Origin of the sequence: Nonomuraea sp. NPDC050643 (genome assembly GCF_040654715.1) — a bacterium.
In the GTDB taxonomy this organism is placed as follows: Bacteria; Actinomycetota; Actinomycetes; order Streptosporangiales; family Streptosporangiaceae; genus Nonomuraea.
Map to the genome: position 1 here is coordinate 46,239 of NZ_JBFAIM010000048.1, position 19,967 is coordinate 66,205.

Genomic DNA, 19,967 nt, shown 5'->3' on the forward strand with positions numbered 1-19,967 from the left:
CCCGGCAGGCACGTACAGTGCGGTGAGAAGGGTGCCGAACACCCGGGCACGCCTTCGTTGCAACATGGCTTCAATGCCGGTCAACGTGCCTTACGTGCCTGACAAGATCATATCGCTCTGACCTGCGAGAAGAAGCCAAGAACCCAAGATGACCATCGGGCTCGTCGGCGCGGTGCAGGACCGAGGCGACGAGTTGGCGATTTCCGCCAGCGAGACGGGCGCGGACGGCTTCCAGCGCGGCCTGGATTGGCGCGGAACGCATGTTGGCTTCGGAGCGGAGCCAAGGCAGGAAGCGGGTCAGCCAGTCGAAATCCTCGACGGCGACGATCCGGATCAGGTTGACGAACCGTGCGTCACGGTCGCTGTCCTGCTCGTAGTAGGTGTTCTCGCCCACCATGTTGGTGATCGCCACCATGAAAAGTTCGCTCTTGGCGTTGCGGCCGAAGCCGGCGCCGCCCTCGTGGGTGCGGCCGGTGGCTGTGGTGCTGGCCTTGATGGGGCTGGTCACAGGCGGGCGGGCGGCTGCGGTGTTGAACTTGGGCATGAGAAAGGCGGACTCCTTCCTGATGGAGCTACAGGGAGGAGCCCGCCTTACGCCGGACGGTCCGCCGTTCCCACCGGCAAGCTCGTCCTCGACGCGCCGGCCCGCATCCGGCTCATCCGGGGTACCGGCCAATCACCCCCGACCATCCCGCAACCCACCGACCTCCAACTCCATCTCCTGGACCTCCTCGACATCGATCCACGAGACCTCCGCTGAAAATCACTCACGTGCGGAAAACGGGGCTAGCGGATCGGCTAGCGAGATGTGGATCACCCAGGCACCACCCCGGGACGACGGGGAAGAGGGTGTCAGATCACATCACCATTACAGGTTTGGCATGGGTGTGCATTCCAACGTTGTACACCATGGTCGAGAACCGCAAGGAGAAGAAGCGGACCAAACCGCCGATCGTGGCTGAGGCGGAGCAGCCGGTGCCCGTGGGTTAGCTCCCCCCCGCCACGGCCTCCCGCCCGGGCCGGCGGGCGATCACGGAAGCCGTCGCTCCTGATCGCGCCGCCGGCCCTCATCCCCCGCAGTACGCCAGGGGCCATGGTCAGGCGCTGCCGCCGCCCTGTTTTCCCCAGCCCGTCAGCGTGTATGCCAGCGGGCAGGCCACCTGCGCCCAGGAACCGGCGTTGGTCCAGGGCGACTCGAACCACTTGTCCTTGTAGAACTGGTTGGAGCAGAGGGCGATCGCCTTGTACGGCCCGGTCGTGGCGCAGCGGACGTGCACCTCGGGCGGTATCCGGTCCTTGTAGGGGTTGATGACGCAGTCAGCGGCGGAGGCCGAAGCCGGCGCCGCCGTCAGGGGCCCGGCAGCGAGCGCGATGGCGATGCCCATGAGCGGCACCCATTTCGTGGCCCGTCTCATCATTGTCCGACCTTTCGTGAAGGGACCTGGCGGGGGCGGCAGCACGGTACGGCCGTCATCACCAGCGCAGACCGATCCGTGCAGCCTCGTAACCTCTTGGCACCGAGAGAGTGGGGTAACCGGCCCGCACGTTTCTGCAGACCCACGACCGGGGTGGGTCACTGTAGGCGAAGTCCGCCCCGCATACGGAACCGCCGTCGATGTAGAGGGTCCAGTGCCCGACGACGGGATTGGGCCCGGTCACGTCGACGTCGATCGAGATGGTCCCGCCAGGGAATCGCGTCGGATAGAGCTGAAGGTCGCACCACGGCTCCAAGGTGCCGGTCACCGGGCAGTATTTCGTCCCTCCGGCGGCCTGGGCCGGCGTGGCCAATGTGGCCACCACGGCCGCACCCGCCACCACGACCGTCGCCAGTTTGCGCAGTAATCGCATACGATGACTTCCTTTCATGTGGATCAGGTAAAGGGCATCGTCGGGACGATTTCCGATTTCGCCCGGCGACATTTTCCGGACGGCTCGAATCCGGCGGCTCAGAGATCGGTCAGCATTCGCCGCGCCACCTTACGCTCTCCAGGACCGTCGCCGTGGGCACGTCCCCTTTGTAGAGGCCAGGACCCGGGTTGTAGTGAATGCACTGGGTGTGCCGCTGGCCGTTCGCGTAGAGAGAGGTGATATCGACATGGTCGGCTCCGGGGAAACGGACGCCATTGTTGAAGAAGGACCGATAACTTTCCCTGCCGAACCATGTGCCTGTGGTCTTCACCACGAGCCTGCCCTCCTGGCCCCAATCGCTCCAGGCGCAGAAGTTCCCCGGGGGGCAGTCGTCCGGGCTCGGTTCGGCGGAGGCGGGGGAGGCCGTGGCGAAAACGCCCACGAGTACTGAGGTGATGAGCAGAGCCGCGGCGGCGCGTGATCTTTTCATGAAAGGCTGCCCTTCGCTGAGACCGCATGGCCACGATCCTCGGTGGCCAGGGGCCGGCCGGACTCCGGCCCGAGCACTTCGGTGAGCCGGCCACCCTGTCTTGGACATGCCAATTCTCAGCCGTCGGAATGAACCCGACCAGGGCGGGCGCAGGGCATTAGCCGGACATTGCAGCCGGACCGGCCAACCAGCGTGGTGAATACACGGGCGGGCGTCTCCGCCTGTCCCGGGCGCTGGATACGAAGGCTTGAAGGGGCGAAATCTCAGGGCTTATTCCGGCGCAGTGGCGGATGCCTGTCACTGGCGGATATCCGTGCCCGGGGCGTTATCCGTGCGGGGGGGTGTCCGCGCCGGTCGCAAGGAAAGATCGAGGGCGTGGGATGGCGCGTTTTCGATGTGCCGCACGCTCCGGACGCCCGGCCGGATGGCTTCGAATGGGGCCGCAGCCCGCGGGGCCCGGCCCCGGCAGACCCGCTTTCGGGGCCTGCCGGGCCCGGCCCGGGGTGGTTCGCGGCCGGAGTGGGACGTCACTTCTTGAAGGCGTCCTTGACCTTTTTCCCGGCGTCCTTGACCTTCTCGCCGGCCTGCTTCAGGCCACCCTCGGCCTGGTCGGCACGCCCTTCGGCGCGCAGGTCCTCATCGTCGGTGGCGTCGCCGATGTTCTTCTTCGCCCGTCCCTTGAGTTCCTGGGCCTTGTTGCGGATCTTGTCGTCGGTGCCCATGTTCATGCCCTCCTGCTCGTATTCACGCGAGCCCTTGTACTTTCCGACCAGGAAGGGCGAAAACGTGGAGCGGCCGGCTAACGCTGAGGGGGCGTGGCGGCCCAGGTGCCGTGGAAGCCTGTGGGGACGCGGACCGGCAGGTGCACCTCCGCCACCGGCCGGGCCGACAGGTCGGCGGCGTCCAGGACGGCGAGGTAGCCGGTGCCGCGGGAGCGGTCGTGGCAGAAGGCCAGCAGATAGCCGTCGTCGTCCGCGGGAGTCTCCGCTGCCTCGGTTCGGCGGGGGACGAAGACGGCCTCGCCGCAGACGTGACCGGCGGGCAGGCGGTGGGTGGTGCGGGCCGCGCCCCGCGTGAGGTCGTATTTGTGGATCTCCGAGCGTTCGGGTTCGGCCTCCAGGGAGAAGCCGGTCACGTAGCCGTAGCGGTACGGGCGGCCGACCTCGGCGTCGGCGACCCTCGGGTATTCGATCGGGGCGTCGTCGAGCGGCCGCTCGGTGGCCGTGCCGGTGGCCAGGTGCAGCCGCCATTCGTGCAGGGCGGGCAGTCCGCCGCCGAGGTCTTCGGGGCCGCCGCGCCAGAGCGTCGGCACCCGGCAGCCGGTGACCGTGACCACGCCGCCGGTCTCGGAGGCGTTCATCGTGTGCCACACGTAGCACGGCTCGACCTCGAACCAGCGGACCGGGCCGCCGTCCCGGCGCATCACCCCGAACCGGGCGCCGTGCCCGTCGTCCCACCGCCACGGCATCCCGCCGGCCGTGGCCATCGCCAGGTCGAACACGACGGGCAGGTCCATGAAGATCACATGGTTCTCGGTGACGGCGAAGTCGTGCATCATCGTCGCCCTCGGCACCGTCACCTGCTCGGCCTGCAGCAGTTCGCCGGTGGGCGCGGCCCGGTAGTAGGTCAGGTACGGCGGCCGTAGCCGGTAGCCGAAGAACAGCAGCTCCCCGGTGCGCGGGCAGATCTTGGGATGGGCGGTCATCGGGGTCCGCAGCGCGCCCCCGAAGGTGTACGGGCCGACCGTGTCCAGGTCGGGGGTCAGCTCGTACGGGAAGCCGCCCTCCTCCAGGGCCAGCAGCCGGCCCGCGTGGGCGACCAGGTGGGTGTTGGCCGTGGAGACCCGGTGGTCGAACCGCCCGGTGGCCGGGTCGAAGCGGGGCGTGGCCGGGTTTTCGTAGAGCGGGGTGCGCACGTACCGGTTGCGGTACCAGCGGGCCCGCCCTCCCTCCAGCGCCACGGCGTGGACCATGCCGTCGCCCGCGAAGAAATGCGGCGACCAGCCCGTACGCGGATTGGGCCCGTTGCGGAGATACACCCCGTTCAGCTCCTCGGGGATGGCGCCGATCACCTCCGCCGGCTCCACGGTCACCTCCTCGGTGACCGGTGCGTTGTTGCCCGCCAGGTGAAGAGGCAGGCCGGTGTTGTGCGCGGTCGTCATCTGCGGTGTCCTCCGTCGTTCGAGTCCGGCCGCGCCAGGATGCCGGGAGGATCGCCCGAGAAACAGTCTTGTCTTTTCCGGCGCCGTCAGCCGGGACGGGCCGGGGGAAATTACCCTGCATAATGGGACTATTGCTGACAGCTCTCCTGACATGATCCCGACATGATGTAAAGGGCCGTCCTCCGTAAACTCTCGCCCCGAAATTGAGCAAGATCTGCTTCGCGTTCGCCGTTATTTCGCTTCATCGTAAGGACGTCGGGCGAACCTGGCCGCGACATGTATCTGGCCCCGGGCAGGAGAAGCAGGTTCTCATGGTCAGACGATCCCTCGCGACGCTCACCTCCGTCGCCCTCGTCCTCATCGCCGTCCTCGCGTTCGCGTCGCCGGCCCACGCGGTCACCCTGGAGCAGAAGCTCGCCGCGCTCTCCGGGTTCACCCAGCCCACGACCCCCAGCGCCACCTCCTGGCGGGACGCCTGGCAGAACCAGGCGGCATGGGCGGACTACACCTTCGACTGGTCGACCGACCTGTGCTCGAGCAGTCCCGACCAGCCGCTCGGATTCGATTTCCGAATGTCGTGCAGGCGGCACGACTTCGGTTATCGCAACTACAAGGCGGTCAGCCAATTCCCGGCGAACAAGGACCGTATCGACAACGCGTTCTACTTCGATATGCGGCAGGTGTGCGCCGGATACTCGGGAATCTCCAAGGCCACCTGTGACGGGCTCGCCTGGACGTACTACCAGGCCGTCCGCCAGTTCGGCAGCGTCGTCGTCACCGACGAGCAGATCCAGGAGGTCAAGCGGGAGGCCGAACTGAACGCCCAGAACGCGTGAGGCGGGCGGGGACGCCCGGCGTGGCCCCGGGCGTCCCCGCGCCTCATCGCCGAGTCATCACGGCGTCAACGCGCCGCCGTACCGTCCAGGTGATCTCCGCAACGATCAACCGATCCAAGGAGGAAACCCGGATGAAGCGCGTTCTCGCGATACTCGTGCTCCTCGCCGGCGGCCTGGTCGCCTGGCCCGCGTCGCCGGCCAACGCGGTCGACTACTTCCAGTTCCGCAACGCCCAGCTCGACAACTGCCTCACCCTCGTCGGATCCGCCGCCCACGACGGCGCCTGGATCGGCCACTACCCGTGCGACGGGACCGACGGCCAGCGGTGGCGGGTCGAGAACATGGGCAGCGTCCTCGTCTGCGTCGACGACGCCTGGTGGAACCTCGGCCAGTGCACCCTGTACGGCACCGTGACCGCCTTCCGCATCCGCAGCAAGGTCACCGACAAGTGCGTCGACCTGTCCGAGCGGAGCACCCGCAGCGGCACCCGCGTCCACCAGTGGTCGTGCTACAACACCGACTCCCAGCTCTGGTACTTCCGCGGCGACGACTCCAGCCAGAAGATCATGAGCGTCCGCGCGCAGAACAAGCGGGAGAAGCCCATCTCGATGGAGCCGCGCTGGGACGACCCCAACAAGGCCCAGATCTGGACCGACAACGGCTCCCTGCTCCAGACCTGGCGGCGCGTCGCCTGACCGGCGCGTCCAGCGGCACCCGACAGGAGCGGGCCGGACTTCCGGCCCGCTCCTTCGCGCGCCCGGCCCGGATGGATGAATCGCCTGGCGGAGGCCCGCCAATGGGGCATCGCCGCTGATCTGTCCGCCCGGCACGCGGTCGGTCACCCTCGAGATGGTCCTGCCAGAGGGGGTGACGAGATGCGATTCCGGATGCTGGGCCCGCTTCGGGTACGCGGCGGCGCCGGATGGACGCGGGTGGCCGCCGGGCAGCAGCGGGTGGCCCTTGCGGTGCTGCTGGTGCACGCGGGCCGCATCGTCAGCAGGGATCAGCTCGCCGACGCCATCTGGGGCGACCGGCCGCCGAGGACGACGGCCAACACCGTGGCGGCGTACGTCATGCGGCTGCGCCGCCTGCTCGGCGGTCATGTGCTGGTCACCCGGGAACGCGGCTACGAGCTGACCGCGGGCGAGGGCGACGTGGACGCCGACGTCTTCGAACGCTCGCTCGCGACCGCCCGCAGGGAGTCACAGGCGGGGCGGCTCGAGGTGGCGGCGCTGCGGCTGTCCCGGGCACTGAACCTGTGGCAGGGCCAGGGGGCCGCGCTGGCGGACGTGCCGGAGACGCCGGCGCTCGCGGCGCGGGTGACGTACCTGGAACAGCTTCGTCTCGGCGCGGAGGAGGAGCACGCGCGCGCCCTGCTCGACCTGGGCCGGCACGGTGAGGTGGTGGAGGCGCTGCGCCGGCTGGCCGAGGAGGGGCCGCTGCGGGAACGCCGCTGGGCCCTGCTGATGACCGCCCTGGCCAGGTGCGGCCGGCGTGCCGAGGCGCTGGAGACGTACCAGCGGGCGCGGAGGGTGCTCTGCGCCGAACTGGGCGTGGAGCCGGGGCCGGAGCTGCGCCGGCTGCAGGGCGACGTCCTCACCCAGACCCTGGCTCCGCCCTCCCCGCGCGGCCCCGCCACGCTCTCCGTTCCGACCCTGAGGCCCGAGCCTGGTCGGAGTTTCGCTCCTGTCCCGGCGCAGCTACCGGCCGCCGTCGGGCACTTCACCGGCCGTGCCGGGCAGCTCGCCCGCCTGGACGCCCTGCTGCGCCCGGGGGACGGCCGCGCCGCCGGGGTGTGCGTGGTGACCGGCCCTCCCGGGGTGGGCAAGACGGCGCTGGCCACGCACTGGGCGCACCGCGTACGTGACCGGTTCCCCGACGGTCAGCTCTACGTGAGCCTGCGCGGTTACGGCACCCCGGTGCGGCCGGGCGACGCGCTGGCCGGGTTCCTGCGGGCGCTGGGCGTACCGGCGGGGCGGGTGCCCTCCGACGTGCACGAGGCCGGCGGCCTGTACCGCAGCCTCCTCACCGGCAGGCGGCTGCTGGTGCTGCTCGACGACGCCCGCGACCCGGATCAGGTACGCCCCCTCCTGCCCGGCGGCCCCGGCTGCCTGGCCCTGGTCACCAGCCGCGACCGCCTGACCGGGCTGATCGCCCGCGACGGCGCCCGGCCGCTGACCCTCGACGTCCTGTCCGACCCCGAGGCCCACGCCCTTCTCACCGCCCTCATCGGCGACCACCTCCCCACAGCACCGCAAACGGATCCGGCCCACCCGTGCGGCGACGGGATCGCGGCGGCGCCGGGGGCGGAGCTGGCGCGTCTGTGCGGCAATCTTCCGCTGGCGTTGCGCATCGCCGCCGCCAACCTGGCCGCCCGCCCCCACACCACCCCCACCGAGTACGCCGCCACCCTGGCCACCGACCCCCTCGGCGGCCTGGACGTGGACGGCGATCCGCGTACCGGGGTCAGGGCCGCGTTCGACGCCTCGTACGCGGCCCTGGAAGAAGACGCCCGCAACCTGTTCCGGCGGCTCGGACCCCTGCCCGCCGCGCACGTCACCGCCCAGGAGGCCGCCACCCTGATCGCCGCCGCCCCCGCCACGGCGGCCCGCCTCCTGCGCCGGCTGGCCACCGCCCACGTCGTCGAGGAGCACGCCGCCGGCCGCTACGGCCTGCACCCCCTCCTACGCGCCTACGCGGCGGAGAAGGCGGCGGCCGAGAATCCGGCGGCTGACGCGGCGGCGAGGGCGGCCCCAGGCACGGCCGTCGAACCGTGACGAGCCCCGCCCCGAACGGGTTGTTAACGTGCTGCCCGTGCCCTTCATCGAGGTCCTGTCCGAGATCCTGCCGCCGAGCCGGATCGTCGCCGACGCCGACGTCATCGCCGCCCACTCCCGCGACCAGGCCGCCTGGGCGCCCGCGGGCCGGCCGCTCGCGCTGGTCCGGCCCCAGGACGCCGAGCAGGTACGGGCGGTGGTGGCGGCCTGCGCCGCGCACCGCGTACCGATCGTGCCGAGAGGGGCGGGCACGGGCCTGTCCGGCGGCGCGAACGCCGTGGACGGCTGCGTGCTGCTGGCCCTCGACGGCATGGACCGCGTCCTCGAGATCGACGCGAGCGAGCAGCTCGCCGTCGTGCAGCCCGGAGTGATCAACGACCACCTCAGGGCGGCGGTCGCCGAGCACGGCCTGTGGTACCCGCCCGACCCGGCCAGCTCGCCCTGGTCCACCATCGGCGGCAACGCGGCCACCAACGCGGGCGGCGTCTGCTGCGTCAAATACGGCGTCACCCGCGACTACGTCCTCGGCCTGCAGGTCGTGACCGGCACCGGCGAGCTGGTCAGGCTCGGCCGCCGGACCAGGAAGGGCGTGGCGGGGTACGACCTGGCCGCCCTGTTCGTCGGCTCCGAGGGCACGCTGGGCGTGATCACGGAGATCACCGTGCGGCTGCTGCGGCTGCCGGAGAGCCCGCCGATGACGATCGTGGGCGCGTTCGACTCGCTGGTGGCGGCGGGCAGAGGGGTCGCGGCGGCGGCCGCGGCCGGGATCACGCCCGCCGCGCTGGAACTGGTCGACCGCTACTGCCTGCGCGCCGTGGACGACTGGAAGAACATGGGGCTGGCCGACCTCGGCGACGTCCTGCTGCTCGGCCGGGTGGACACCGGCGACGAGCGGGAGGCGGCCGCGCTGCAGGAGTGCTTCGACCGGGCCGGGGCCACGTGGAGCACCCGCTCGACCGACGCCGAGGAGGCCGAGGCGCTCTTCTCCGCCCGCCGCCTCGCCTACCCGGCGCTCGAACGGCTCGGCCCGGTGCTGACCGAGGACGTGTGCGTGCCGCGCGGGCTGGTGCCCGAGATGCTCGCCCGCATCGAGGGGCACGCGAAGGCGCATGACGTGCACATCGCCAACATCGCGCACGCGGGCGACGGGAACCTGCACCCGCTGATCGTCGTACCGGCCGGGGACGACGCGGCCCGCGCCCGGGCGCAGGGCGCGTTCGAGGCGATCCTCGACGACGCCATCGCGCTCGGCGGCACGGTCACCGGCGAGCACGGGGTGGGCCTGCTGAAGAGGCGCGGCATGCACGCCGAACTTGGCGAGGACGTGCTGGCGCTGCACCGGGCGATCAAGTCGGCGCTGGACCCGGCCGGGATCTTCAACCCCGGCAAGGTCATCTGAGGAGGTGCCGGCGACGGGCGGGAGCAGGAGAAGATCGTGACAATGTGCGGAGAGTCCTGAGAGCGCCGGAGTCCATGCTGGGCAGGGTCAAGCCCCGCGTCACCGCCGGGGCCGGTCCTTGCGCGAATGGAGAAACAGGTGCGCCTCCGCCGTACGGAACCCGCGGGCGTCCAAGGTCGCTCGCCGGGCCGCCGACGTACCGCCCGGGAATCCGGACCAGCCCGGGAAACCCGGAAAGAGCAAGAGGCCGGCGAGGCCCCTGAGGACGCCCTTGGCTGCTGCGCCGTGTCGGCCGCGCTCGTCCGCGCCGCCTTCCTCGCCCTCTCGCCGCGCCCCGCCTGAAGCGGGGAAACGACCTTCTCCTACACATTCGATCCGGTAGGGTGACCCCCGATGTCTCCCGCCTGCCAGGTCCCTTGAGAGATCGGTTCCGGTGATACGGGAGTGCATGCAGTGGCCCGGGGTAGAGAACTGTTCACCGGAGGTGAGGATCATCGAGGGCGAACAGCGTGAGATCTCCTGGCGGGGGCCGCGGCTTCAGGTGGAAGGGGAGAGCACGGGCGGATGCTCGGTCCTCCACGTCAAGGGCGACATGGACTTCACCAGCGCGCCCGGTCTACGTGACTGGATGCTGGAGGCCGTTGACGGCGGCCTGGTGGCCGCTCGCATCGTGCTCGACCTGGACGAGGTGGCGTTCTTCGACTCCTCGGGGCTGGGCGCGATCGTGGCCGTGTGGAAGAAGGCGCGCAACGAGGGCGGCGACCTGGGCGTGGCCCGGCCGCCGAGGGTGTGCTCGATCATGATGCGCCGCACCAGCCTGGCCGACCACATCGTCATGGCCGACGCCGTCCCGGCCGTCAGGGCCGGGCTGCTGGCGGGCCGGCCGCCCACGGCGCGGCCGTCCACACGACAGGCCGGCTGAGCGCCGAGACGGCGCGGCCCGTCCCCGCGACAGAGGCCGGCTGAGCGCCGAACGCGCCGGGCGGCCGACAGCGCGTCATTCACCGGTCGAAGACGTGCGCCGCTCAGACGACCGAGCGTCCGTCAGTCGCTGGTCGAGGACGTGCGTCGCTCGGGTGACGGGGAGCCGGTGAGGTGTTCCTCCTCCGTACGCGGCGGGCCGCCGGTGAGGTGTTCGAACGTGCCGCTCACGTCGAGCAGCCGGTCGAGGGACGGCGGGCGCCGGTCCAGGTGCAGCCGGATGCCCGCGGCGCTCGTCCGGCGGCGGATCATCAGCAGCACCGACAGCCCGCTGGAGTCGCACACCCCCAGCCCGGCGCAGTCGAGACGCAGGTCCCGCAGGTCGCCGTCGAGGGCGGCGCTCGCGGCGTCCATCAACTCGCCCGCGGTGGCATGGTCGAGGTCACCGTGCACGCCGATGCGCAGCACGTGCGGCTCGGGCGTGACCAGGATCAGGGTGAGAGGGGCGGCGGCGTACTCGGTCATGCGGGCTTTCCGTGGGCAGGGCGGGCAGGGCGGGCAGGGTGGTCGTCGGAGGCGCTCAGCGCGTCGCGTCCATGCTGCAGCATCAGCGTGGCGCGCGGGAAGTCGGACAGGCGGTCGCCCAGCAGGGTCAGCGCGGGCAGCAGGGTGGCCGCCGGTACGCCCCGGGCCGTGAGGATCGCGGCCGTCCACGTGAGAAAGTCGCCGAACAGCTCGGGCGAGTCGAGGTAGACGGCTGCGCCGAGGAAGCTCACGATGTGGGCGATGTCCTCGGCGGTGTGGCGGCGCTGCCGCGCCGTGTAGCCCGCCATCTCGGGGATGTGCCGCTCCAGCTCGCCCATGACATGGCGGACCAGCTCGGCGGCCGAGCGGGTGATCAGCGTGTACTCCTGGTCGCCCAGGTGCGGCAGGTCGTCGATGGCCTGGCGGCCGGGGGAGGGGCGCGGTGGCGGCCCGCCGGACAGGTGGCCGGCGGCCTGGCGGGCGTCCGTGGCCCAGGCGTCGGCGCCGAGCAGGCGGGCGTGGCGGCCGTCGGCCCCGAACGCGGCGCCGCCGACCAGGACCGGCGTGCCGGTCGCCTGGCAGGCGGTGATGGCCGCGTGCGCGTCGGGCAGCCGGGTGGCGATCGAGCTCGACAGGGCGACCAGGTCGGTGTCCGTGCGGTGCAGGTGCGCGATCAGGTGCGGCGTCGGCACCTGCGCCCCCAGGTAGTCGACGTGCCAGCCGCGCAGGCGCAGCACCTCGGCCAGCAGGCGGGCGGGCATCGCGTGCCATTCGCCGTCGATGCAGGCCACCGTGATCCGGCCGCGGCGCGGCTGCGTACGGGCTCTGTCGCGTGCCGTGGGGTGGTGGGCGAGGGCCGCGATCACCCGCTCGTTGACGGCGGTGGCGGTGTGCTCCTCCGCGACCGTGATGCGGTTGGCCGCCCACTCCCGGCCGACCCGCGCCTGTACGGAGGCGATCACGTCGAGCAGCAGGCTCTCCATGGTGATGCCGCTGTCGAGCACGGTCATCGCGGCGTCGGCGGCGGCGTATTCGTCACCGGCCAGCGCGGCGTTCCACATCTTGCCCGTCCAGGCTTCGAGCTCCTCCGGCCCGGCGCCTTCGATCATGCGGTGAACCTTCCCGGTCCCTGCCCCCCGACCGCGCTGAGATGGGCCCGCCGGGGAGCGGTGATGGCGATGACGGCCATGTCGTCGTGGTCGCCGCCGCCGATCCACTGCCCCATGAGCATGTGGACCCGCTCCGCGAGCGCCTCGGGAGGCATGCCGCCGCACTGTTCGAGCTCTTCGCACAGCCGCTGTTCGCCGAACATCTCGTTGCCCAGCGGCCCGCCGACGGCCTCGGTGACGCCGTCGGTGTAGAGCAGGCAGGTGTCGCCGGGCTCCAGCGTCACGGTGTCGGTGACGCTGGTGATGTCGTCCAGCATCCCGATCAGGGTGCCCTTCGTCCGGGCCGCCTCCACGCGGCCGTCCGCGCGTACGATCAGCGGCGGCGCGTGCCCGGCGCTCGTCAGCCGCAACGCCACCCGGCCGGCCGAGCGGCGCACCGAGGCCAGCACGAGCGTGACGAAGCGGGAGCGGTCGCCGCTCAGCAGCACGCCGTTCAGCAGCCCCAGCACCCGCTGGTGGTCGCCGGCCATCGGCAGCAGCGCCTGCAGCGTGTTCCTGATCTTCCCGGTGAGCACGGCGGCCTCCAGGCCCTTGCCGCACACGTCGCCGAGCACCACCAGCGACTCGTCGCCGTCGTCGGTGGCCTGGTGCAGGTCGTAGAAGTCGCCGCCGACGAACTCGGTGTCGCGGGCCGGCCGGTAGCGGGCCGCCAGCTCGACGCCGTTGAGGTCTTTGGTCTTCGGCGGCAGCAGCTCGCGCATCAGGGTCTCGGTGATGGCGGTCTGCTCGGCGTAGAGGCGGGCGGCCGACATGGCCGCGCCGGCCCGGGTGGCGAACAGCCGCGCGAACACCTCCTCGCCCTCCGAGAAGCCGGCCTGGCCCGCGCCGCGCAGGAGCACCAGCGCCCCGGCGGGTACGCCGTGGCCCGGCAGCGCCGTCACGACCATGGAGCCCACCGCGCCCAGCCCCTCGCGGGCGAGCCAGCCGGGGGCGGTGCTGGGGTCGATCCAGCGCGAGGGCACCGGCGGGAACCCCTGCAGCGCCTCGGCCAGGCCGGGCACCAGCCGGGGATCGATGGCCAGGTCTTCGCGGACGACCGTGCCCTGCGGCCCGCAGTAGGCGACCGGGTGCTTGTGCCCGGCTCTGGGGGTGATGACCAGCGCGGCGTCGGCCAGGTGGCGGACGGCCAGGCGGGCGGTCGCCTCCATGCAGCGGTCGAGGTTGAGCGTGGAGAGCAGCTCGTTGGAGGCCTCGTCGAGGAACGCGGTGCGCTCCCGCTCGGTGCGCAGCGTCCGCTCGGTGAGCTCGTGCTCGGTGTGGTCGATCAGCCACCACGCCAGGCCCTGGCCGCTGGGGACGGGACGCGCCTCGAACGTGCGCTCGCCGATCGTCCCGCGAACAGGCCCGGGGACAGGGCCGGGGACAGGGCCGGGGACAGGGCCGGGGACAGGGCCGGGGACAGGGCCGGGGACGGGGCCGGGGACGGGGCCGGCGACCGGGCCGGTATCCGGGCCGCTCGTCCGGGCGGCACCCGACCGCCCGTGCGCCCGCGCGAGCCAGCCGGGGGCGGCGTCGGCCAGCGGCACACCGGGGGCGGCGGTGGTGAGCAGCAGCCGCGCCGCGTCGTTGACCTGGAGGATGACCCCTGAGGCGGCGACCACCAGCACCGGGTAGGGGGCGCTCAGCCACACCGAACCGGTCCCCGGCTCTTCGAGATCTCTCGTCGGACTGGTCACAACTACGAGCCGTTACGGGCTCTGCCTCCCTGGCCTCTTCTCCGGTGTTCCGTCACAACGTTCCTCCCACTGTAGCCCAGCCACCCATCGGGCAAATAGGACACGCTTCCGCATATTAGACAAATTATCCAAGAATGCGATCAGGGTGTGACCGCAGGAACCCGGGGTATCCGACGGCACGTGAGCCACTACGGGGAAACGGAGCAGTACGCGTTCGTCTTCGACGACCGATACCGGCGGCTGCTGGGCGTGCTCGGCATCCGCCCGCGGACGTGCCTGCTCACGGTCACCCCGCAGGTGCTGCGCGTCCGCTTCGGGCCCTGGTTCGTGGTGACGCCGCGCGGCAACGTGGCCGGCGCCGAGCTGTCCGGGCCCTATGCGCCGCTCAAGGCCGTCGGCGTGCGCATGTCGCTGGCCGACCGGGGGCTCACCTTCGGCACCAGCACCGAGCAGGGCGTCTGCATCCGCTTCCACCGCCCGGTACGCGGCAGCGACCCCGTCGGCCTGCTCGCCCACCCCGCGCTGACCGTCACCGTCGAGAACCCCGCCCGCCTGGTCGAACGGCTCAACCGGGACGCCTGACGCGCACTGGGTAGGGAAAGCCCATGCGCAAGATCGAACGTGAGCGGATCCTCGCCTACCGCCTCCACGGTCAGGGGCTCACGGAGCCGGCACGCCCCGCCGACCTGGCGGAGGTGGCCGGCCGGTGTTACCCGCAGAACACGCCTCCCGGATCGGCCGGGCTGGCGCTGTCGGCGCGCGTGCCCGGCGCGACGCGGGAGACGATCACCGAGCTGCTGGAGGAGAGCCGGACGCTGCTGCAGGCGTTCGGCGCCCGTGGCGCGCCGCACGTCTTCCCCGTGCGCGACGGCGCCGTCTTCACCCGGGGGCTGCTGCCCCGCGACGAGGAGTCCCTGCGGGAGTTCCTCCGGGGCGCGGTGCCCTCGCTCGACGAGCTGGGGCTGCCGGCCACCGACCTCGCCGAACACGCCTGCGAGGCGGTGGCGGACGTCCTCGACGGGACGGCGCTGACCAAGGACGAGCTCGGCGCGCGGGCCGGGGAGCGGATCACCGGCAGGCTGCCCGCCGGGCTGCGGGACGGCTGGAAGGGGCCTTCGCCCTACTCCGCCAAGCAGTTCCTCGGGGAGTCGCTCGTCCGGTTCGCCCTGCCCGTCGCGTCCCTGCGGGGCGTGCTCTGTCACGGCGGGCGCAAGGGCCGCTCGCCGCTGCTGCGCCGTACCGACCAGTGGACAGGGCCGATCCGCGAAGGGCCGATCCGCGAAGGGCCGGAGAGCGCCGCCGCCGAGCTCGTACGGCGCTATCTGCGCTGCTTCGGCCCCTCCACGCCCGGCCACTACGCCGCGTGGGGCGGGATCGCCGCCGCGCAGGCGGACGGGGCATGGCAGGCGGTCCGGGAGGAGCTGGCGGAGCTGGACGGCGGGTGGGTGCTCAATGACGAGCTCGCGCTCCTGGAGTCGCCGCCCGAGCCCCACGGGGTGCGGATGTTGCCGCCGCACGACCCGTACCTGCAGGCCAGGGACCGCCGGACGCTCCTGCCCGACCGCGCCTGGCACCAGCGCGTCTGGCGCACCGTCGGCAACCCCGGGGTGATCCTGGTGGACGGCGAGATCCGGGCGCTGTGGCGGCCCGAGGCCAGGTCCGGCAGGCTCGGCCTCACCCTCGAACCCCTGCGGGCGATCGGGCGTGCGCACCGCGCGCCGATCGAGGAGGAGGCGGCCAGGGTCGCCCGCCACCGCGGCCTCGCGCCGGGCGCGATCAGCGGCTGGTGACGCCTAGCGGACCGTGGTGCCCGTGGTGGTCAGGTCGCGGCGGAAGGGCTCCGGCGCCTTCCACACCGCGAACATCGTCACCGCCGCCCCCACCATCACGTACGCCGCCACCAGCGGCCACCGGGTCCCGTCCGAGCCGGCCAGGGCCGTGGCGACGAACGGCGTCAGCCCGCCCGCGAAGATCGAGGCGATCTCCCGGCCCGCCGCCGCCCCCGTGTAGCGCCGCTCGGCGGGGAACAGCTCGGCGAAGAACGCGGGCTGGATGGCGTTGATCGCGTTGTGCCCGAGGTTGAGCACCAGCACGTACCCGAGCACGATCAGCACCAGCGACCCGCTGTGCAGCATCGCGAAGAACGGGAAGGCCATCACGAACACCACGACCGCGCCGAAGAGGTAGACCGGCCGCCTGCCGATGCGGTCGGAGATCGCGGCGAAGACGCCATGGCTGATGAACGAGAGCACGGCGGCGATCAGGATCGCGTTGTTGAGCTGGCTCTTCTCCAGGCCGAGCGTGTTGGTGCCGTACGACAGCGCGAACACCGTGAGCAGGAAGTACGGCAGCGCCTCCGCGAACCGCAGCCCGAGGATCAGCAGCAGGTTGCGCCAGTCGTCGACGAAGATCTGCCGGATGGGGTTGGCCGGCTTGCCGCCGGTCGCGGTCTCCCCGGCGACCGCCTTCGTGAACACCGGCGTCTCGTGCAGGCTGCGCCGCATCCAGAACGTCACGACGAGCACGACGGCCGACAGCAGGAACGGGATGCGCCACCCCCAGCTCAGCAACTGCTCGTCGGAGAGGGTGTAGACGTAGGCGAAGACCCCCGTGATGAGGATCTGGGCCGAGAACCCGCCCGTGTTGGGCCAGGCGCTGAAGAAGCCGCGCCGGTGCGGCGGCGCCGACTCCAGCACGATGATCATTGAGCCGCCCCACTCGCCGCCGACCGCGAACCCCTGCAGCAGCCGCAGCGCCACCAGCAGGATCGGGGCCCAGATCCCGATCGTCGCGTAGCCCGGCAGCAGCCCGATGAGGATCGTGCTCACGCCCATCACGACGAGGGTGACCATCAAGGTGGACTTGCGGCCGTGCCGGTCTCCCCGGCTGCCGAAGAACAGCCCGCCCAGGGGCCGGGCCAGGAAGCCGACGGCGAAGGTGCCGAAGGCGGAGAGCGTGGCCACGAAGCCGCTGGCGTCGGGGAAGAAGACCTTGGGGAAGACGACGGCGGCGGCCGTCCCGTACACCAGGAAGTCGTAGTACTCGAGGGTGTTGCCGAGAAAGCTGGAGGCGGTGACCTTCCACGTGTAGCGAAGGTCCGTCTTCTGAGAGGTCGCGACCATGGCGACTCCCTTTCCGCAGGAGTTTCGGTTGTCGCACACTATGACCCGGATGACGGTTAACCGTCAACGGTTAACGTTGACCGTGTACCGTGGGGCGGGATAGTCTCCACCCCGGGTGGAGAACACGAGAGGAGCGCTGGTGACGTTCACCAATCCGTTGCGCAACCCGCCGCTCGGAGATCAACTGCTCTTCCAGCTCCGCTCGCTCATCGTGCGTGGTGAGCTGAGCGTGGGCACGCACCTGGTCGAGGGCAGGATCGCCGAGCGTTTCGGCGTCAGCCGCGGGCCTGTCCGCGACGCGCTCCGCCAGCTCGAGATCGAAGGGCTGGTCGAGACGCGCAAGCGCGGCGTCTACGTCCGCGGGCTGTCGGAGAAGGATCTCGTGGAGCTCTACTCCCTGCGCGGCGCCCTGGAGAGCCTGGCCATCAAGGAGGCCGTCGCCCGGCTCGACGCCGCCGACTGGACCCCGATCGACGAGGCGCTCGAGCAGATGCGCTCCGCCGCCGTCGCGTCCGACCCCGCCAAGTTCGCCGCCGCCGACCTCGACTTCCACAGCGGCTTCTACCTCCTCGGCGACAACCGCTGGCTCACCGCCACGTGGGCGCTGCACCGGCCGCTGTTCGCCACCGTGCTGGAGATCACCAACACCGACCGCGACCTCGTGCGCGTCGCCGACGACCACGCCGAGTTGAGCGGGATCATCCGCTCTGGCGACGTGGACGCCGCGCTGGCCGCGCTCGCCACGCACCTCGACGGATCCTGCGACAGGATCCGCGCGACGCTGAGCGAACGGCCGCGCCCGCAGCCCGCCTTCTGACCCGCTTCCCCGCCCGCTCCCCACCCACCGTACGATCCGCCGGACGACCTGCCGACCGGTCGGCCGCTCCGGCGCGCCCTCTCGCCCCCCGACGTGCCCTGGCGCGGCCCTGTCGCGCCTGCCCTCCACGACGAACCGAGGCTTCGCCATGCCAGACCACAGCCGGCCCCGTGCCGAGACCCGTGCCGAGACCCGTGCCGAGACCCGTGCCGAGACCCGTGCCGAGACCCGTGCCGAGACCCGTGCCGAGACCCGTGCCGAGGTTCTCGCCGCGGTGCCCACCTTCTTCGACGCGTCGGGGGAGCTCGACCAGGCCACGACGAAGGCGCACTTCGCGGATCTCGCGCACCGGGTCGACGGTGTCTTCGTGTGCGGGACCACCGGCGAGTTCCCGGCGCTCGACCGGGCCGAGCGGGCGATGGTGACCGAGGCCGCGCTGGCCGTGTTCGGTCAGGACCGGGTCGTGGCGCACGTCGGCGCCGCGGCCACGCGGGAGGCGGTGGCGCTCACCCGGGAGGCCGTCGCGCTCGGGGCGCGCAGGGTGGCCGTGCTGACCCCGTACTATCTGCCGGCCGACGCCGGGGCGGTGCTGCGGCACTTCGGGGCGGTGGCGCGGGCGGCGGGGCCGGCCGCCGTCTATGGCTACCTGTTCAGCGAGCGCACCGGCGTGAGCGTGGAGCCCGCCGAGTTCGCCGCGATCGCCGCCGAGACCGGGCTGGCCGGGGCCAAGCTGAGCGGGCTGGCGTCCGAGCGGTTCGCGGACTACCGCGACGCCCTGCCCGGTGGGGCGCGGCTCTGGTCGGGGGCCGACACCAGGCTCGCCGAGGTCGTGCGCCTCGGCGGCGCCGGTGTCGTCTCCGGGCTGTCGTCGGCCTTCCCCGAGCCGTTCGCGCTGCTCGCCGACGCGGTGGCGAACGGCGACGCCGGCGCGGAGCGCTCCGCCCAGGCGCGGGCCGACGAGGTGCTGGCCACGCTGGGCGGCACCGTGGAGGGCATCAAGCTGGCCCTGCGTCACCTGGGGCGCGGTACCGGCGCCCTGCGCATGCCCGCCCCCGAGATCGATCCCGAGACGCGGCGGCGCATCGCCCGCCTGGCGGCCCGATGAGGGCGAAGCCTCATCCCCCGGTCGTCGGCTCGACGCGCCGGGAGTTCGTGACGGTGGACGAACCCGGCCGCCCGCAGTGCCATGCCTCCACGCTGGCCGTGGTGGACGGTGTCCCCGTCGTCGCCTGGTTCGCCGGGACCAGGGAGGGCACGCCCGACAACCGCATCCGCGTCGCCCGCGACGGCCACCTGCGCACCCTGGACACCGGCCGGGACGTCGCCCACTGGAACCCGGTGCTGGCGCCCGGCCCCGACGGCGCCCTGTGGCTGTTCTGCAAGGCGGGGGAGCGGATCTCCGCGTGGATCACGCTCGTCACCCGCTCCCACGACGGCGGCCGCACCTGGGAGCCGGTACGCGAACTCGTCCCGGGGGACGGCTCCGGAGGTCGCGGGCCGGTCAGGAACCCGCCGCTGCTCGATCCCGGCACGGGACGCTGGCTGGCCCCCGGCTCCACCGAGCGGTGGGGCGAGCCGCCGCGCTGGGACCCGTTCGTGGACGTCTCCGCAGACGGCGGCCGGACCTGGACGCGCTCCCCGATCCCCGTGGACCACGACGCCCTGACCGGCGCCGGGCACATCCAGCCCGCGCTGTGGCAGGGCGCGGACGGGCTCGTCGCGCTGATGCGCAGCACCGAGGGCCGGGCGTACCGGTCGGTCTCCGCCGACGGCGGTCTCACCTGGACGCCCGCCGGGCCCACCGGCCTGCCGAACAACAACAGCGGCCTCGCGGCGCTGGCCCTGCCGTCGGGGCGGGTGGCCTGCGTGCACAACCCGTCGGGGGAGTCGTGGGGGAGCCGCTGCCCGCTCGTCGTGTCGCTGTCCGACGACGACGGGATGACCTGGCGCCCGGGGCCGACCGTGGACGACGGCGTCACCCCCGTCGATCCGGCCGTCCCGCAGGGCCCACCGGCCGCCGCCGGGTTCGCGCCCGGGGACGCGGGCGTGATCACCACCGGCGCCGCCGAGTACAGCTATCCCTCCGCCGTCCTCACCTCCGATGACCTCCTCATCACCTACACCTGGCAACGCCGGGGCATCGTGCTCGCCCGGCTCCACCTCGCCGACCTGGAGCGGCGCGATCTGAGAGGAGGGTCACGGCCATCGGGCCGGACGCGGAGTTAG

General features: G+C 72.1%; 20 protein-coding genes. 10 read left to right on the forward strand and 10 right to left on the reverse strand.

The window, feature by feature from the left end; translation table 11 throughout:
- Positions 1–70: 70 nt before the first annotated feature.
- The 6 genes from AB0I15_RS44210 to AB0I15_RS44235 all read right to left on the reverse strand — a co-directional run bounded on the left by AB0I15_RS44210 (position 71) and on the right by AB0I15_RS44235 (position 4,499).
- Entirely contained in the window at positions 71–544 is a 474-nt protein-coding gene (locus tag AB0I15_RS44210) for a hypothetical protein (protein ID WP_358110343.1), read from the reverse strand.
- A 553-nt stretch (positions 545–1,097) separates the two neighbouring features.
- Entirely contained in the window at positions 1,098–1,418 is a 321-nt protein-coding gene (locus AB0I15_RS44215; RefSeq protein WP_358110346.1) for a hypothetical protein, read from the reverse strand.
- A 55-nt stretch (positions 1,419–1,473) separates the two neighbouring features.
- Complete coding sequence (locus tag AB0I15_RS44220; protein WP_358110349.1) at positions 1,474–1,848, reverse strand: hypothetical protein; 375 nt, start codon at positions 1,846–1,848, stop codon at positions 1,474–1,476.
- Positions 1,849–1,957: 109 nt separating this feature from the next.
- A complete protein-coding gene (locus AB0I15_RS44225) occupies positions 1,958–2,446 on the reverse strand; it encodes a peptidase inhibitor family I36 protein (protein WP_358110352.1) in 489 nt (162 codons plus the stop codon).
- 419 nt (positions 2,447–2,865) lie between these two features.
- On the reverse strand, positions 2,866–3,060 hold the full coding sequence (locus tag AB0I15_RS44230; RefSeq protein ID WP_358110355.1) for a CsbD family protein: 195 nt from the start codon (positions 3,058–3,060) through the stop codon (positions 2,866–2,868).
- A 77-nt stretch (positions 3,061–3,137) separates the two neighbouring features.
- Positions 3,138–4,499 carry a carotenoid oxygenase family protein gene (locus AB0I15_RS44235; RefSeq protein WP_358110358.1) on the reverse strand — a complete coding sequence of 454 codons (1,362 nt, stop codon included), beginning with the start codon at positions 4,497–4,499 and terminating at the stop codon, positions 3,138–3,140.
- 311 nt (positions 4,500–4,810) lie between these two features.
- Between AB0I15_RS44235 and AB0I15_RS44240 the strand changes: the two genes are divergently transcribed.
- The 5 genes from AB0I15_RS44240 to AB0I15_RS44260 all read left to right on the forward strand — a co-directional run bounded on the left by AB0I15_RS44240 (position 4,811) and on the right by AB0I15_RS44260 (position 10,433).
- Positions 4,811–5,335 carry a phospholipase gene (locus AB0I15_RS44240; protein WP_358110361.1) on the forward strand — a complete coding sequence of 175 codons (525 nt, stop codon included), beginning with the start codon at positions 4,811–4,813 and terminating at the stop codon, positions 5,333–5,335.
- A 131-nt stretch (positions 5,336–5,466) separates the two neighbouring features.
- Positions 5,467–6,030 carry an RICIN domain-containing protein gene (locus AB0I15_RS44245; protein ID WP_358110364.1) on the forward strand — a complete coding sequence of 188 codons (564 nt, stop codon included), beginning with the start codon at positions 5,467–5,469 and terminating at the stop codon, positions 6,028–6,030.
- A gap of 180 nt (positions 6,031–6,210) precedes the next feature.
- Positions 6,211–8,112, forward strand: a complete 1,902-nt coding sequence (locus AB0I15_RS44250; RefSeq protein ID WP_358110366.1) for an AfsR/SARP family transcriptional regulator — start codon at positions 6,211–6,213, stop codon at positions 8,110–8,112.
- A 37-nt stretch (positions 8,113–8,149) separates the two neighbouring features.
- Positions 8,150–9,511 carry an FAD-linked oxidase C-terminal domain-containing protein gene (locus AB0I15_RS44255; RefSeq protein WP_358110369.1) on the forward strand — a complete coding sequence of 454 codons (1,362 nt, stop codon included), beginning with the start codon at positions 8,150–8,152 and terminating at the stop codon, positions 9,509–9,511.
- 484 nt (positions 9,512–9,995) lie between these two features.
- Positions 9,996–10,433 (forward strand): STAS domain-containing protein, encoded by a 438-nt coding sequence (locus AB0I15_RS44260; RefSeq protein ID WP_358110372.1) that lies wholly within the window; start codon positions 9,996–9,998, stop codon positions 10,431–10,433.
- Between the two features lie 122 nt (positions 10,434–10,555).
- Here the strand turns inward: AB0I15_RS44260 and AB0I15_RS44265 are convergent, their stop codons facing one another.
- From AB0I15_RS44265 to AB0I15_RS44275, 3 genes are read right to left on the reverse strand one after another with little or no spacing between them, the layout of a single operon-like run.
- Positions 10,556–10,957 (reverse strand): STAS domain-containing protein, encoded by a 402-nt coding sequence (locus AB0I15_RS44265; protein WP_358110375.1) that lies wholly within the window; start codon positions 10,955–10,957, stop codon positions 10,556–10,558.
- Entirely contained in the window at positions 10,954–12,066 is a 1,113-nt protein-coding gene (locus AB0I15_RS44270) for a cobalamin-dependent protein (RefSeq protein WP_358110378.1), read from the reverse strand. The genes AB0I15_RS44265 and AB0I15_RS44270 overlap by 4 nt, the downstream gene beginning before the upstream one ends.
- Positions 12,063–13,802, reverse strand: a complete 1,740-nt coding sequence (locus AB0I15_RS44275) for a SpoIIE family protein phosphatase (protein ID WP_358110381.1) — start codon at positions 13,800–13,802, stop codon at positions 12,063–12,065. The genes AB0I15_RS44270 and AB0I15_RS44275 overlap by 4 nt, the downstream gene beginning before the upstream one ends.
- Positions 13,803–13,982: 180 nt before the next feature.
- Here AB0I15_RS44275 and AB0I15_RS44280 point away from each other — a divergent pair, with 180 nt between their 5' ends.
- Both AB0I15_RS44280 and AB0I15_RS44285 read left to right on the forward strand, forming a co-directional pair.
- Positions 13,983–14,384: a hypothetical protein gene (locus AB0I15_RS44280; protein WP_358110384.1), complete on the forward strand. Its 402-nt coding sequence runs from the start codon at positions 13,983–13,985 to the stop codon at positions 14,382–14,384.
- Between the two features lie 23 nt (positions 14,385–14,407).
- The gene (locus tag AB0I15_RS44285) at positions 14,408–15,592 is read left to right on the forward strand and encodes a winged helix DNA-binding domain-containing protein (RefSeq protein ID WP_358110387.1); all 1,185 of its coding nucleotides are present in this window, start codon (positions 14,408–14,410) and stop codon (positions 15,590–15,592) included.
- Between the two features lie 3 nt (positions 15,593–15,595).
- Here AB0I15_RS44285 and AB0I15_RS44290 read toward each other — a convergent pair whose 3' ends face one another.
- Positions 15,596–16,924 (reverse strand): MFS transporter, encoded by a 1,329-nt coding sequence (locus tag AB0I15_RS44290; protein WP_358110389.1) that lies wholly within the window; start codon positions 16,922–16,924, stop codon positions 15,596–15,598.
- 139 nt (positions 16,925–17,063) lie between these two features.
- Here AB0I15_RS44290 and AB0I15_RS44295 point away from each other — a divergent pair, with 139 nt between their 5' ends.
- From AB0I15_RS44295 to AB0I15_RS44305, 3 genes are all read left to right on the forward strand, one after another.
- The gene (locus AB0I15_RS44295) at positions 17,064–17,741 is read left to right on the forward strand and encodes a GntR family transcriptional regulator (protein WP_358110392.1); all 678 of its coding nucleotides are present in this window, start codon (positions 17,064–17,066) and stop codon (positions 17,739–17,741) included.
- A gap of 148 nt (positions 17,742–17,889) precedes the next feature.
- On the forward strand, positions 17,890–18,846 hold the full coding sequence (locus tag AB0I15_RS44300) for a dihydrodipicolinate synthase family protein (RefSeq protein ID WP_358110396.1): 957 nt from the start codon (positions 17,890–17,892) through the stop codon (positions 18,844–18,846).
- Positions 18,843–19,967, forward strand: coding sequence for a sialidase family protein (locus tag AB0I15_RS44305; RefSeq protein WP_358110399.1), 1,125 nt, complete (start codon positions 18,843–18,845; stop codon positions 19,965–19,967). Before AB0I15_RS44300 ends, AB0I15_RS44305 begins: the two co-directional genes overlap by 4 nt.

Bases quoted from the DNA above. Each gene is read 5' to 3' on its own strand.
- AB0I15_RS44285 (WP_358110387.1), top strand. From the start codon at position 14,408: ATGCGCAAGATCGAACGTGAGCGGATCCTCGCCTACCGCCTCCACGGT.
- AB0I15_RS44305 (WP_358110399.1), top strand. From the start codon at position 18,843: ATGAGGGCGAAGCCTCATCCCCCGGTCGTCGGCTCGACGCGCCGGGAG.
- AB0I15_RS44240 (WP_358110361.1), top strand. From the start codon at position 4,811: ATGGTCAGACGATCCCTCGCGACGCTCACCTCCGTCGCCCTCGTCCTC.
- AB0I15_RS44225 (WP_358110352.1), bottom strand. From the start codon at position 2,446: ATGTCCAAGACAGGGTGGCCGGCTCACCGAAGTGCTCGGGCCGGAGTC.
- AB0I15_RS44265 (WP_358110375.1), bottom strand. From the start codon at position 10,957: ATGACCGAGTACGCCGCCGCCCCTCTCACCCTGATCCTGGTCACGCCC.
- AB0I15_RS44230 (WP_358110355.1), bottom strand. From the start codon at position 3,060: ATGGGCACCGACGACAAGATCCGCAACAAGGCCCAGGAACTCAAGGGA.
- AB0I15_RS44300 (WP_358110396.1), top strand. From the start codon at position 17,890: ATGCCAGACCACAGCCGGCCCCGTGCCGAGACCCGTGCCGAGACCCGT.
- AB0I15_RS44210 (WP_358110343.1), bottom strand. From the start codon at position 544: ATGCCCAAGTTCAACACCGCAGCCGCCCGCCCGCCTGTGACCAGCCCC.
- AB0I15_RS44235 (WP_358110358.1), bottom strand. From the start codon at position 4,499: ATGACGACCGCGCACAACACCGGCCTGCCTCTTCACCTGGCGGGCAAC.
- AB0I15_RS44245 (WP_358110364.1), top strand. From the start codon at position 5,467: ATGAAGCGCGTTCTCGCGATACTCGTGCTCCTCGCCGGCGGCCTGGTC.
- AB0I15_RS44270 (WP_358110378.1), bottom strand. From the start codon at position 12,066: ATGATCGAAGGCGCCGGGCCGGAGGAGCTCGAAGCCTGGACGGGCAAG.
- AB0I15_RS44220 (WP_358110349.1), bottom strand. From the start codon at position 1,848: ATGCGATTACTGCGCAAACTGGCGACGGTCGTGGTGGCGGGTGCGGCC.
- AB0I15_RS44250 (WP_358110366.1), top strand. From the start codon at position 6,211: ATGCGATTCCGGATGCTGGGCCCGCTTCGGGTACGCGGCGGCGCCGGA.
- AB0I15_RS44290 (WP_358110389.1), bottom strand. From the start codon at position 16,924: ATGGTCGCGACCTCTCAGAAGACGGACCTTCGCTACACGTGGAAGGTC.
- AB0I15_RS44215 (WP_358110346.1), bottom strand. From the start codon at position 1,418: ATGATGAGACGGGCCACGAAATGGGTGCCGCTCATGGGCATCGCCATC.